This is a genomic window from Salmonella sp. NW38, from assembly GCF_051807745.1.
Lineage (GTDB): Bacteria > Pseudomonadota > Gammaproteobacteria > Enterobacterales > Enterobacteriaceae > Salmonella > Salmonella enterica.
Window position 1 is genome coordinate 574,386 of sequence record NZ_JAMMTO010000001.1, and the last position, 14,031, is coordinate 588,416.

General features: G+C 44.1%; 13 protein-coding genes. 8 read left to right on the forward strand and 5 right to left on the reverse strand.

Annotated features, from left to right (window positions below):
* Positions 1 to 83: 83 nt before the first annotated feature.
* Positions 84 to 1,007, forward strand: coding sequence for a LysR substrate-binding domain-containing protein (locus NA624_RS02955; protein WP_000414259.1), 924 nt, complete (start codon positions 84 to 86; stop codon positions 1,005 to 1,007).
* Positions 1,008 to 1,067: 60 nt separating this feature from the next.
* Here NA624_RS02955 and NA624_RS02960 read toward each other — a convergent pair whose 3' ends face one another.
* The 3 genes from NA624_RS02960 to NA624_RS02970 all read right to left on the reverse strand — a co-directional run bounded on the left by NA624_RS02960 (position 1,068) and on the right by NA624_RS02970 (position 4,287).
* Positions 1,068 to 2,693: a methyl-accepting chemotaxis protein gene (locus NA624_RS02960; RefSeq protein ID WP_000528501.1), complete on the reverse strand. Its 1,626-nt coding sequence runs from the start codon at positions 2,691 to 2,693 to the stop codon at positions 1,068 to 1,070.
* A 168-nt stretch (positions 2,694 to 2,861) separates the two neighbouring features.
* The gene (locus tag NA624_RS02965; protein WP_000842142.1) at positions 2,862 to 3,980 is read right to left on the reverse strand and encodes an S-(hydroxymethyl)glutathione dehydrogenase/class III alcohol dehydrogenase; all 1,119 of its coding nucleotides are present in this window, start codon (positions 3,978 to 3,980) and stop codon (positions 2,862 to 2,864) included.
* A gap of 31 nt (positions 3,981 to 4,011) precedes the next feature.
* A complete protein-coding gene (locus NA624_RS02970; protein WP_001120770.1) occupies positions 4,012 to 4,287 on the reverse strand; it encodes a metal/formaldehyde-sensitive transcriptional repressor in 276 nt (91 codons plus the stop codon).
* Between the two features lie 522 nt (positions 4,288 to 4,809).
* On the opposite strand from NA624_RS02970, the gene steB reads away from it, so the two are divergent.
* Positions 4,810 to 5,211: a type III secretion system effector SteB gene (gene steB / locus NA624_RS02975; protein WP_001540100.1), complete on the forward strand. Its 402-nt coding sequence runs from the start codon at positions 4,810 to 4,812 to the stop codon at positions 5,209 to 5,211.
* A 128-nt stretch (positions 5,212 to 5,339) separates the two neighbouring features.
* Here the strand turns inward: steB and NA624_RS02980 are convergent, their stop codons facing one another.
* On the reverse strand, positions 5,340 to 6,056 hold the full coding sequence (locus NA624_RS02980; protein ID WP_001527697.1) for a hypothetical protein: 717 nt from the start codon (positions 6,054 to 6,056) through the stop codon (positions 5,340 to 5,342).
* Positions 6,057 to 6,482: 426 nt separating this feature from the next.
* On the opposite strand from NA624_RS02980, the gene sseJ reads away from it, so the two are divergent.
* The gene (gene sseJ / locus NA624_RS02985; protein WP_001131420.1) at positions 6,483 to 7,709 is read left to right on the forward strand and encodes an SPI-2 type III secretion system effector SseJ; all 1,227 of its coding nucleotides are present in this window, start codon (positions 6,483 to 6,485) and stop codon (positions 7,707 to 7,709) included.
* Between the two features lie 120 nt (positions 7,710 to 7,829).
* Here the strand turns inward: sseJ and NA624_RS02990 are convergent, their stop codons facing one another.
* A complete protein-coding gene (locus NA624_RS02990) occupies positions 7,830 to 8,174 on the reverse strand; it encodes a DUF1294 domain-containing protein (RefSeq protein WP_000281190.1) in 345 nt (114 codons plus the stop codon).
* A gap of 908 nt (positions 8,175 to 9,082) precedes the next feature.
* Here NA624_RS02990 and NA624_RS02995 point away from each other — a divergent pair.
* The 5 genes from NA624_RS02995 to NA624_RS03015 all read left to right on the forward strand — a co-directional run bounded on the left by NA624_RS02995 (position 9,083) and on the right by NA624_RS03015 (position 13,618).
* Entirely contained in the window at positions 9,083 to 9,844 is a 762-nt protein-coding gene (locus NA624_RS02995) for a transporter substrate-binding domain-containing protein (RefSeq protein WP_000897695.1), read from the forward strand.
* Positions 9,845 to 9,850: 6 nt separating this feature from the next.
* Entirely contained in the window at positions 9,851 to 10,498 is a 648-nt protein-coding gene (locus NA624_RS03000) for an amino acid ABC transporter permease (protein WP_000094442.1), read from the forward strand.
* A gap of 24 nt (positions 10,499 to 10,522) precedes the next feature.
* Positions 10,523 to 11,254, forward strand: coding sequence for an amino acid ABC transporter ATP-binding protein (locus tag NA624_RS03005; protein ID WP_001185903.1), 732 nt, complete (start codon positions 10,523 to 10,525; stop codon positions 11,252 to 11,254).
* Positions 11,251 to 11,931: an amino acid ABC transporter permease gene (locus NA624_RS03010; RefSeq protein WP_000560165.1), complete on the forward strand. Its 681-nt coding sequence runs from the start codon at positions 11,251 to 11,253 to the stop codon at positions 11,929 to 11,931. The genes NA624_RS03005 and NA624_RS03010 overlap by 4 nt, the downstream gene beginning before the upstream one ends.
* Before the next feature lie 136 nt (positions 11,932 to 12,067).
* Positions 12,068 to 13,618, forward strand: coding sequence for a glycosyltransferase family 39 protein (locus NA624_RS03015; RefSeq protein ID WP_001550137.1), 1,551 nt, complete (start codon positions 12,068 to 12,070; stop codon positions 13,616 to 13,618).
* The last annotated feature ends 413 nt before the right edge of the window (positions 13,619 to 14,031 follow it).

Sequence of the window (14,031 nt, forward strand, 5' to 3'; positions counted from 1 at the left end):
ATGTTAATAATATTTTGCTATCAGGTTATCAAAAACAAACAACTTTACTTGTCACCCGCACGGCTCTGTTTTTAACATCGCTTATGGAAAAAAATGGTCTGTTTAGTCAGCGCATTCGGTTGCGCCACCTTCATACATTTGTCGCCGTTGCGCAACAGGGAACGCTGGGGCGCGCGGCTGAAACCCTTAACCTGAGCCAGCCAGCGCTTTCTAAAACGCTGAACGAACTGGAACAACTCACCGGAACCCGTCTGTTCGAACGCGGGCGACTGGGCGCGCAATTAACGGTTCCTGGCGAACAATTTTTGACTCATGCGGTAAAAGTATTAGATGCATTGAATACCGCCGGGCAGGCGCTGAATCGCAAAGAGGACGCCAGCGCCGATGTGGTGCGTGTTGGCGCGCTCCCCACCGCTGCGCTGGGTATACTCCCGGCGGCTATTGGGCGGTTCCATCAACAGCAAAAATCGACCTCGTTACAGGTCGCGACCATGAACAATACGATGTTGCTTGCGGGTCTCAAGTCAGGCGAGATCGATCTGGGTATTGGCCGCATGTCAGACCCGGAATTAATGGGCGGTTTAAATTACGAACTGCTGTTTTTAGAATCGCTTAAATTAGTGGTACGCCCCGGTCATCCCCTGTTACAGGAGACGATCACGCTCAGTCGGGTTATGGAATGGCCGGTAGTCGTCTCGCCAAAAGGCACGGTACCGCGCCAGAATGCGGAAGCCCTGTTGCAAAGCCAGGGGTGTAAAATGCCTGCCGGATGTATCGAAACGCTATCCGCATCGTTATCACGACAACTTACCGTAGATTACGATTACGTCTGGTTCGTCCCCTCTGGCGCGGTTAAAGAAGATCTTCGCCAGGCAACGCTGGTCTCATTACCCGTGCCGACCCAGAGCGCGGGCGAACCGATAGGTATTCTTACGCGAGTTGATATCCCGCTCTCAACCGGGGCGCAAATGCTGATTGCGGCGATCCGTAAATCGATGCCGCTGTGATAGCGGCTGTCGGGCATTAAACGCGCCCGCGGCTAAAATAGCCCGCTGGCGCGACGCTCATTAAAGGAAGGATGATCGCATCGTCGCGCCAGTATCCTGTAAATGAAACGCATCAACGGCTTGCGTCAAACGGGCAGCCTGTTCTTCAAGCGAAGCTGCCGCCGCGGACGCCTCTTCGACCAGCGACGCGTTTTGTTGCGTAACCTTGTCCATCTCAGAAATCGCCTGACTGACCTGAACAATACCGCGACTTTGCTCATCAGAGGCTGCCGCGATATCGAGCATAATATCGGTGACGCGTTTGACGGCATCCACAATCTCATTCATGGTGCTCCCCGCAGCGATAACCTCTTCAGATCCTTGTTCAATCAGGCTGACCGATGCGCCGATCAAGCCTTCAATCTCTTTTGCCGCCTGCGCGCTGCGACTGGCGAGGGTACGAACCTCACTGGCGACCACCGCAAAACCGCGTCCTTGTTCCCCGGCACGTGCCGCCTCGACCGCCGCGTTCAGCGCCAGTATGTTGGTCTGGAAAGCGATACTGTTAATGACGGCGGTAATTTCCGAGATTTTTTTCGAGCTGGTGGAAATATTCCCCATCGTTTGTACGACCCCGGAAACCATCTGGCCTCCGCGACTGGCTTTACCGGAAGCATCTTCCGCCAGTTTGCTGGCGTGATGCGCATTATCCGCATTCTGCTTAACGGTTGCCGTCAACTGTTCCATACTGGCCGCGGTTTGTTCAATGGCGGCAGCCTGCTGTTCAGTACGAGAAGATAAATCCGTATTACCGGCGGTAATTTCGCTGGTGCCTCGATAAATTTCCTCCGCCCCCTGACGCACCGCCCCTACCGTTTGTTGCAACGCATGCTGCATCTGCTGAAGATGATGACTCAGACGACCAATTTCACTGCGTCCTGTGGGCTCATCAGCCATGGTCAGATCGCCCGCCGCAATGCGTTCGATACGTGACGCAGACTGCTGCAAGGGTTGTATCACCGTGCGACGCAGCACCATGAAGGTCATTAACGTCAATACCAGCGCCAACGTAAATGCGCCAATCATAAACATCATACCGAGCCGGGTACGTTGGTAAGCCTGCTCGCTAAGTAGTCTCGCCCGCTCGGTGCGCAGTTCAATCGCTTTCAACAGGACATGGTTATATGCGGCATCCAGTTGTTTTGCCTGCTCGTTTTCATGATTAATGATCGCTTCGAACATGCCATTTTTGGCAAATTTCAGCATCGGTTGCAGGCCGTTGATATAGGCGGTGTAACGGGCGTTTAACTCGTTATCCAATGCATCATCGGCGGGTGTTTTCACCGTTCTGGACATATAAGCGTTAAAGCCGTCCTGAGACTGCTTGATCCGCGTTTCCGCAGCGGCAATATTGGCTTTCATTTCATCCATTTCAGCAATCCGGCTCGCCGCGCCAGCGTGGATCATATTGATACGTGCGGTACGTAAGTGGTTAGCGCTGTTGGATAATCCCATCCGTACCTGAATCTCGTCCGTGACATCACGCTGATCGCGATCGGCCTGTAACAGAAAATAGCCTGCCAGCCCGGCGCTCAAAGCAAAAAGAAGAAGGATGCCACCGAGAATGGAGGAAAACAGCGGAACCAGCCGAATATGATGCAGGAAGCCCAGTTTATGCGAGGCTTGCATCGAGAATGTGTTGCCCATGACCGTCGACTCTCTTGTAAGTTTTATGCGTAAAACACGCCCGTTAGATAGTCATCGGCACTTCGTGACGTTTGCTTATCGCGAAAAGCATCGCCTTCGTCACATTTTCACAACATTCATTCCAGAAAATTCAGAAAAGCGCCAGCGGAAAATCCGCTGGCGGATGAATCAGTTATCGCTAAAGTGGATAACAGTACGGATGGATTTACCCTGATGCATCAGTTCAAAGGCATCGTTAATCTGCTCCAGCGGCAGGCGGTGAGTAATAAAAGGATCTAAACGGATTTTACCGTTCATCGCATCTTCGACCATCCCTGGCAGCTGCGTGCGCCCTTTCACGCCGCCAAAAGCGGAGCCACGCCAGACGCGACCAGTCACTAGCTGGAAGGGACGGGTTTTGATTTCCTGCCCTGCCCCCGCTACGCCAATAATAATGCTTTCGCCCCAGCCTTTATGACAACATTCCAGCGCCGCTCGCATCACGTTAACGTTGCCGATACATTCAAAACTGAAATCTACGCCGCCATCAGTAAGCTCAACAATAACGTCCTGGATCGGTTTGTCGTAATCATTCGGATTAATAAAGTCCGTAGCCCCCATTTCGCCCGCCAGCGTAAATTTTTCCGGATTCGTGTCGACAGCTAAAATACGCCCGGCTTTAGCCTGAACCGCGCCCTGAATAACCGCCAGCCCAATACCGCCTAAACCAAAAACGGCAACGGTGTCGCCCGCTTTCACTTTAGCGGTGTTATGGACGGCGCCAATACCAGTCGTCACGCCACAGCCCAACAGACACACTTTATCCAGCGGCGCCTGCGGGTTCACTTTCGCCAGAGAAATTTCCGCGCAAACGGTATATTCGCTGAACGTGCTGGTTCCCATATAGTGATAAACGGGTTCGCCGTTATAAGAAAAGCGGGTAGTGCCATCCGGCATCAGCCCTTTTCCCTGAGTGGCGCGTACGGCCTGACAAAGGTTAGTTTTACCGGACTTACAGAACTTACACTCGCCGCATTCCGCCGTATACAGTGGAATAACATGGTCGCCGGGTTTCAGGCTGGTGACCCCCTCGCCGACCTCGACTACCACGCCGCCGCCTTCGTGACCCAGGACTGCCGGGAATACGCCTTCCGGATCATCGCCGGAAAGGGTAAAAGCATCGGTATGGCAAACGCCGGTATGGGTGATTTTGACCAGAACTTCGCCTTTTTTCGGCGGCGCAACGTCAATCTCGACAATTTTTAGCGGCTGACCGGGACCAAAAGCAACTGCTGCACGTGATTTCATATATCTCTTCCTGTTACGGTGAGGGAAATTGTTATTTTAGATAAGCGCGAAGGAGATGGCCGATTTCCGCCATCCGAACCGCGCGCTGATCTGGCGTAGTTTCCCCGCTGACCAGCTCATCTTTCAGATGGATTTCAACCATTTCACTCATCAGGCCATTAGACGCGCCGCGCACGGCGGCAATCTGTTGCAGAATCGCCAGACAAGGTTCGCCAGACTCAAGCGCCCGCTCCAGCGCTTCGACCTGCCCGCGTATGCGACGAACACGGGTAAGGATACGTTTTTTATCTTCAGGTGAATGCGGCATTCGACCTCCATATACTATAGGGGGGTATACTATCAGAATTTTATGTTTATGTAATTGTAAAATTACACACAATATAAAAATCAATAGCTTATAGATTTCCGGCATAGACCATCAAGAATCAGTTCACATTCAGCATATTCAGCTCATGGGAACTTTTTCAGGCCACAGACAATAAACACCAAAGCTTTCTTTCTAAGCTGCAATGTTCTGCCCGACTGGGGCACAGAGGTAATGCCGGTAAATCCAGTCCCATTACCCAGAAGTAAATATTTGCTTAATAGTTTTTATTTACTCACCAGGTGGTAATGAATAAAGGTTATGATATGCAGATGTCAGTCTTGTAAGAACGTAACATCACAACTGCGATACACCGCCGACGGGTAGCGAAAATATCTCAACCCTGTGTCTTTCCAGGCTTAGTCAATGTGGACAAAAAATCAAATGAGCGTTATTTGAAAGATTTTTAATACCCAAAAGCGTCATCATTATTGTTAATTTGAAATCAATCTCAGGTAATAATCCATGCCTATTTCGATTTGTAAACATGGTGCTCCTTTTGTTGTTCAACATGAAAATCGGTACGGTTCCGGTGCAAGTCAGTCATCATCACTTTCAAAATCAATCCGCCATATTAGCAACTCTCATGAGGAAATAAAATTTATAAGTTGCTATAGTGCAAATGGAGCCTGTTTTTCCAATGCACAGATGCTAGCCAATGCCTCAGGGAGGCCTGTTATAGGTTACTATGGGAAAATAAATAAGTTAACAGCCAGTCTGGATAATAGCGGTCGTATATTCCGCCCACAGCATAAGCTTGCGGCCAATATTTGTTATGTAGGTAATCGGCTTCTGAGCGCTCCAGTTCAACTTGGGTTTGGCCTGAAACATCTGCTAACCTGTCACTCAAATGGTAATGTCAGATAAAGTGTCATGCCATGTCCTTCCCGGCATTGCTATTCCACAGCCTACAGATATGGGCGCTCAGTTCTTTCTCTAATCTCTGCCATGGGAAGCTCTGGCGTCATTTCACGCTCTTGCCAACCAGTATTTTATTAAAGTCTGACTTTTACCAGGGTAATTTCATAAGAGTGTCCATCTTCTGGTCTAAAAATAATAAATCTATTGTTATTTTTAGTAAAGGATTTCGACAAAATAAAACTATCATGATACCTGGCCAGGACGTAGTACCAGCCTCCATCATACAATATCATTTCGTATTCTTTCTTTAATTGTGGCTTATAGATCCCAACAAAAAAAGAAAATATAAAAAAATATATAATAAAACCAATCATAACTATAGTGAAACAATGCCTTCGCACCCAACTGAGTTGCGTAAAACAAATCACTGGCATCAATTTACTATAAAAACGCATCCCCACCGATAAGCATAAAGCCACCAGTAAAATGATAAAAAAAAGCTCCCACAAAAACGATTCTGTTAAGAGAGAAAACTCGATAACAATTGGAATAAAGAACAAAACCGCTGCCAAAAAAAGGCGTAAGAAGCTAAGGTCGTGGATACGTGCTTTTTGCTTTACTAAAAAAAATAATAGAATACCCACTCCCCACGCTATTATGAATATAGCCATCAGGCTAATCGCATGGAATAGACTTCGGGCAATGTTGTCAGGGCCGACGCCTACATACCACCACGGGAAACCATAGTACGCGGAGACGCCCCAGCCATAAAAATAGGCGCTCCCCCATCCCAGACCACCTAAATAGGCCAAAAGCATTGAAGAGTTTTTAATAATTGAATCATCACTCATTATAGTTAACTCACTTAAGAAATATTTAATATGAAAATAGAAATCAACACGTCATATAAAACACCACCCCCTTGGAAATAATAGCTTGATGATAAGCTTACCTAATTTTCCTGAGTATCAAGCCAGCTCATACCCACGCCAGCACACTAAAATCAGGAGTGGCTACTTTTTTTAGAGGTTTGCCTTAACCAGACGCACAGTCAATAATGATAGCAGTCAGATAATATGTACCCGGCATTAACCTCACGTTGTTGATGATATATTTACTTCGTTGAAAAATAATAAATATTGCATGTGTTTTTTTTGGCGGCGACAAACTGTTAAAGAAGCGCAATTCTATATACACCATTTACCTGATTACTTTTCTTGCTAATATTTGTTAATTAATGTTTTGCTAAAGCGTGATTAATTAGTAAGGAGGACACTATGCCATTGAGTGTTGGACAGGGTTATTTCACATCATCTATCAGTGCTGAAAGATTTAATGTGATAAAAGAAAGCGCACGCCCTCCGGAATTAAGTTTATGGGAGAAAATCAAAGCATATTTCTTCACCACTTACCATGCAGAGGCGCTCGAATGTATCTTTAAACTTTACCACTATCAGGAACTGAATCTAACACCGGTACAGGTTCGCGGAGCCTACATCAAACTTCGAGCCTTAGCGTCTCAGGGATGTAAAGAACAGTTTATTATAGAATCACAGGAACACGCCGATAAGTTGATTATTAAAGATGATAATGGTGAAAATATTTTATCTATTGAGGTTGAATGTCATCCGGAAGCTTTTGGTCTTGCCAAAGAAATCAATAGATTACATCCCAAGCCAAAAAATATTTCTTTAGGTGATATTACCAGACTGGTATTTTTTGGCGACAGTTTATCTGACTCCATGGGGCGTATGTTTGAAAAAACACATCATATCTTACCCTCCTATGGTCAATACTTTGGCGGAAGGTTTACTAATGGATTTACCTGGACTGAGTTTTTATCATCTCCACACTTCTTAGGTAAAGAGATGCTTAATTTTGCTGAAGGGGGAAGTACATCGGCAAGGTATTCCTGCTTTAATTGCCTCGGTGACTTTGTATCAAATACGGACAGACAAGTCGCATCTTACACCCCTTCTCACCAGGACCTGGCGATATTTTTATTGGGGGCTAATGACTATATGACACTACACAAAGATAATGTAATGATGGTCGTTGAGCAACAAATTAATGATATTGAAAAAATAATTTCCGGTGGAGTTAATAATGTTTTAGTCATGGGGATTCCCGATTTGTCTTTGACGCCCTATGGCAAACATTCTGATGAAAAAAGAAAACTTAAGGATGAAAGCACCGCTCACAATGCCCTGCTAAAAACTAATGTTGAAGAATTAAAAGAAAAATATCCCCAGCACAAAATATGCTATTTCGAGACTGCCGATGCATTTAAGATGATAATGGAGGTGGCCAGTAATATTGGTTATGATACGGAAAACCCTTATACTCACCACGGCTATGTACATGTTCCCGGGGCTAAAGACCCTCAGCTGGATATATGTCCGCAATACGTCTTCAATGACTTTGTCCATCCAACCCAGGAAGTCCATCATTGTTTTGCCACAATGTTAGAAAGTTTTATAGCTCATCATTATTCCACTGAATAATGTTCCATCGGCTGCGGTACGCCTTGAGCAAAACACCGCTCAATATCATAGTGCCGGTGGCATGAAAATATGAGGTTGTCTTTGCTGCCGGTTGGTCAATAAGTGATCCATACTCTATGTTCAGTAGGACAAAAATGGATAGAGTCGATAGATCGCCACCGTAACTACAATACTCACTATCACACTGACGATAAAGTATGTTTTGAATGGCTGCTTTTGCGTTTTATGACGGAAGAGTTGTTGACCAACAATCGCACCAGGCCACCCACCGACAACCCCAAACACCAACAAAGTGGATTCCGGCACTCTGCGCCAGGTTTTACGTGCCGCCGTTTTGTCTATACCGTAGATCGCCAGCGTTAGCACGTTGGCGAGCAGGAACCACATCGCGACGGGATGCGATGTAAAAATGCTTCCGACCGCAGCGGAGATCAGGAGTAAATAACAAAAGCGGTTAAGATACATATCATTATGTCATAGCAATAATTAGGGGCATCGGAGCCCATTATACGCGATACATGCGCCTATGTGATGTAGAATTTTTTTTCACTCAGCCAACGAGTCATTAAGGATTCATTTTTAATTACCATGATAATCATAAGGTAATTAACGTATTGTGAACACGATTAAAATGGGTAAAGCCACCGAAAATGTTACCACCTTAACCGTTGCCAGGATAACTTAATGAAGAATCCTCTTTATTGCTGTTTGTTATCCGGTTGGCAGTCTCAGTTTTGGATTTATTTATCGTATTTATATTTATTACATAAGATGTACGATGTTAATTTGAGAATTTTATCTCGACAACCGCATATATTAAGATATTTCTGAATTAAGATTATTATCGATTAAAACAAGTTAACGTTTTGATAAACATAACAACATCGTCAGAACTCCTGATTTGTTGTCGTTTGTTCATAGGATAAATAATTTATATGCTTGCAAATATAGATAGCACGCAAATCAAATTAGCTCAGAAAATGTATTTGACAAGCAAAGATAAGTCTTTATATTGGCCCTGGATAGAGTGGCAAGATGATACTTAGAGACATTAAATACACCGTCACTGAAGCATTTATCTGCTTATCATGTAAATATGTATGCGTAAATGGAGCATAAACTATGTCCAGTATACTAATGTCTATGGTATTTTTACATTTTCACCTTTCATGGGGTCGCTGCACTCATATCCAGTTGATATCTCATGGTATATTCAATCCATTCCCTTTGATGATTCCTGTCAAACCTCCTGATTAAATTAGTTAACAGCGATGGAATACATAACGTTAAGTACTTTACGCCTGCAAATGTCAGGTTCACGCCCTAATGCTTAATTTATAATACACATTACCTTACTACAGGAAATAGATAGCATGTTATTCAAAAAAATTGGCTTATCGATGATAGTGTTGGGAATAATGTCGTCTTCAGCTTTTGCTGATAGCATCGTTGAAGGGAAAACACTCAATGTCGCAGTATCACCGGCCTCTCCCCCTATGTTATTTAAAAGTGCTGATGGCAAATTGCAGGGGATAGATCTGGAGCTTTTTTCGTCTTACTGTCAGTCACGGCATTGTAAGCTAAACATCACCGAATATGCCTGGGATGGAATGCTTGGCGCAGTGGCGAGTGGTCAGGCAGATGTCGCATTTTCGGGAATTTCAATCACAGATAAACGTAAGAAAGTTATTGATTTTTCTGAACCTTATTACATCAACTCTTTTTATCTGGTCAGTATGGCCAATCATAAAATAACGCTCAATAACCTCAATGAATTAAATCAATATTCTATTGGATACCCTCGAGGAATGGCTTACTCCGACCTTATCAAAAACGATCTGGAGCCCAAAGGATACTACTCGTTAAGTAAAGTAAAATTGTATCCAACATATAATGAGACGATGGCTGATCTAAAAAATGGCAATCTTGATCTGGCTTTTATAGAAGAGCCGGTTTATTTTACCTTCAAAAATAAGAAAAAGATGCCGATAGAAAGCCGTTATGTTTTCAAGAATGTTGATCAGCTTGGCATTGCCTTTAAGAAAGGCTCTCCCGTGCGCGATGATTTCAACTTATGGCTTAAAGAGCAAGGGCCACAAAAAATATCTGACATCGTCGATAACTGGATGAAATAGTAAGCTATGTCATCAGGTAATATGCTGGCTATCTTTTATTTCCTATTGGAAGGGATTGGTAATACGCTGCTTGTAACCTTTACCTGTTTTCTCTCAGCGTTTTTTACCGGGCTTACAGTCGCCGTATTACGGCGACTATCCCCCCTTCCACTACAGAAGATACTCGACGCAATGGTCTTTATTCTTCGGGGAATTCCAATACTTATTGCTGTTTTTCTTGTTTATTTTGGATTGCCATCGATTGGCATATATGTTTCACCTCTGGTAGCCATGAACCTCAGCGTCGGCTTAATCAGCGGGAGTTATCTTGCCGAGGTGTTCAGAGGGGCGCTTAAATTAGTTGAGCCATTCGAAATCACGGTAGCGAAAGTAGCAGGAATGCGTCAATTACAGATTATATTAAATATTGAGTTGCCACAGATGTTGCGATTTTCTGTGCCCGGTATTATCAATGAGTTTTCTTCTGTATTAAAAGCGACGCCCTTTGCTTATACTGTAGGTATCGCTGAAATAACGAAGCAGGCAATGTCACTGACAGCCATCACGCTGAACGGGTTACAGATCTATACTCTTGCCGGGGTATTATATTTCATTATTTATAAAATTTTTACTCTTCTGGCCGGAGTGTTTGAGAAAAAATATCGCATCAGTTGAAGCATAAAAATAGAGGTGATACTCATGGCTTTACTGGAACTAAAAGAGATAAGTAAGGAATATTCAGGAAAAAAGGTTCTTGATACGGTTAGTCTAAAAATTCAATCGGGAGACATGAAAGTAGTCATGGGGCCATCGGGTTGTGGAAAAACGACGCTTTTACGCTGTCTGCTTCGATTAGAAGAGCCTGATTATGGTGATATTTATTTTCACGGGAGAAATATTTATGACAAGGAATTTACTATTCTTGAGTTCAGAAAAAAAGTTGGTTGTGTCTTCCAGAATTACGCTTTGTATCGCCATCTTAACGTCATGGATAATATTACCCTTGCCCTATGTAAAGTGTTTGGCATGCCGGGACAACTAGCCCGGGAGAAAGCCTTACATGAGCTACAAAAACTTGATATGGTCTCGCATAGCGCGAAATACCCTTCGCAATTATCGGGCGGGCAGCAACAGCGCGTCGCCCTGGCCCGTACAATGGTCACCGACCCAGAACTCATTATTTTTGATGAGCCGACGTCTGCGCTTGATCCGCTCATGACTCGTGAAGTCGGAATGTTGATCAAGCAACTTCACGACAATGGCGTCACTATATTATGCGTCACTCATGATATTCGCCTCGCCAGATTACTAAGCGATAACGTAACGTTTCTTAATCATGGCAAAATTCGTGCAGAAGGCGCTTTTACCGATCTTGCTTTACGAGAAACGGATCCAGATATCCACTGTTTTTTTAGCGAGGCACAACGATGATCGCTGGCTGGTCTCTCTTCTTTAATGACCTGACTGAACAACTGCCACTTGTTGTGGACGGTATTAAAGAAACCTGTAAACTTGCGCTGATTGTTTCCATCACCGGTTTTTTGTGGGGAATTATTATTTTCTTTCTGAGCCTGAGCCATCGCCCCGTGGTAAAAGCCATAACTCGACTGTACATGGATTTCTTTATCGGTACGCCACTCATTCTTATTCTGTTTGTTATCTATTATGGTTTACCTCAATCTGGCATTCACCTGTCCTCTTTTACCGTGGCGGTTACAGGGTTTACTTTAAACGTCGGCGCATATAATGCCGCGTACATGACAACGGCCTATAACGCATTGAATAAATATGAAACGGAGGCCGCAGTCGTTCAGGGGTTGAACAAACGGCAGGTCTTTTTGTGGATTATACTGCCTCAGGTATTGCTGTCTTCCATTCCAGCCTTAACGAATCAGGTGATTAATAACCTTAAAGACAGCACCATCGTTTTTCTTATCCAATATACTGAGTTTTTCGCGCGAATTCAGGAGGTTGCTGCAACCAGCTTTAAATTCTTCCATGCTTACCTTTTTGCCGCCATAGTGTACCTTATTGGCGTTACCTTTATTGTCGGTTTGACCCGGTTTTTAGAGCATAGACTGCTTCGCCATTACGGTCAGGATTACTGAGTTGCACTGCACTATTCTGATTAATTCATCGCTGACATTATCAAAGTTATTTTTATTTAGTGTTGGTTAAGATTTTAACCTTCATTATTGCGTTAGGTGTCCATTCTGGTCTAAGTCTTACTCCATTGAGGATATTATGGAGCTACCACAACTATCAATATGGCAGCCCGGCGATGGGTTAAGAAAAATAAAGTATAAATATCATGTTTGTCTCATTGTCATATTCTCCGTCCTTATACGGTTGCTGTTTTTAACTGACCGCTACCTTTGGTGTGACGAAGCGTCCAGCGTGCTGATTAGTCGACATAGCGTAGATAATCTGCTCTTCCATGCCGCTTTTGACGTGCATCCTCCGCTTTATTATCTGTTACTGCATGACTGGATCATATTATTGGGTGATAGCATTGCAGCGGTACGCTCTCTCAGTCTACTCTTTGGGATCCTGACAGTTGTGCTGGTTATCGCGCTTACGCGATGGCTGGCAAATGAGCGTACAGCCTTATTGGCGGGATGGTTCGCCGCCTTGATGCCGATGGCAGTCCATTACAGTCAAGAAACGCGCATGTACGCGTTAATGGGAATGCTAACGCTCGCTGCCGCGTTAGCATTGATGATGTGGATAAAAACACCTACCCATAATCGCTATCTTGTCGCGTATGCTTTACTTATGACGTTCAGTTTTTACACCCATTATTTTACCCTGTTTGCACTTATTGCCCACTGGCTCGCAGTAACAATATTATCCTGCCAAAGCCATAAAACGGCCTGCTACCTTAAACTTCCTGGCTGGTGGTTTGCTAACCTGGCGATTGCTGTCGCTTATCTCCCCTGGTTGCCCGTATTGTTTAATTTACTGACTCATCTGGCGCAGTTGAGAGCCGGTAATGATATCGGTTGGATTCCCCCCGTAACATGGCGTGATCTGCCTGCAATGTACTGGCATTTCTTTACCGGAAACAACGGACAGGGTTTTCCGTCGATCATTCTGTGGCTGGCTGTGGGAAGTTTTATCGGTACTGTGGGGCGAATATCTTTATGCAACGGAGAATATGAAAGATATCAGCTGATATTATTTTGTAATCTGGTCATCCCTGTAATGCTGGTCTTCATCATTTCCTGGTGGATGCCGTTATTTATCGATCGTTATTTCTTCTTCTCATCGCTGAGCATTCCTCCCCTGCTCGCGGTATTACTTACCCGCGCAAAAAAAGCGGTTTGTGGCTTCGGTTTTATCTTATTCACCTTATTATTCGGCTATGGTTCATATCATAATAATCCTGAGCACATAGACGAGTTTAAACCATTGGTAAACTATATTAATACCCGTCACCAGCCTAATGATGCCGTGGTAGTCAGTAAAATGTTCGATTATTTAAGTTATGTGTATTATAATAAACGAGATTATCGTGCGTTTCTTTATACACCACCTAACGCACACGGAACATCAGGCAGACCGAATGCCTATGGCTTTGGTTCACTGTTTTATGCGCAAGCCGACCAGACATATATTGATACTCTGACAACGCTTTCAAAAAGTCACCATCGTGTCTGGTTGATAAGCGGCGGTAACTTTAGTCAGGATTACCCCTTGCCGTCAGAATGGCAAAATATCGCAAAATTCAGAAGTGGTAGATTTCAGGCACAATTATTTGTAATACCGACTCAACAGGCGCATCAAATGCAATGATTACCGTTTTTTATCCAGTGCAGTGATAAACAGTACTGCCACTGCCAGACCGCCTAAAAGTAAGGTCCAGCCAAACGCTTCAAAAACCTCAATCATATCGCCTCCGGGTAGGTGATATTAAATCAAGATGGCTATCTCATCGTAACATTTAAAATATCAATTAATGTGCAATAATCGCTTTATATGTATGAATAAATATTGTTCCTCATGTATTTAATTGCATTGCTATTATCATAGGACTCAATATGTGTATATTAACGATTATTAATTATCAGCTTATAATAATATGAATGTCCAATTCATTTATCAGCTATTATTATCCTCTACCTTCTTTAAGATAGCCGCTTAATTCATAATATCGCCTTTATTCGTCGCATTAAATTACTCACTCACCTGATTAATGCTTGCCTAAC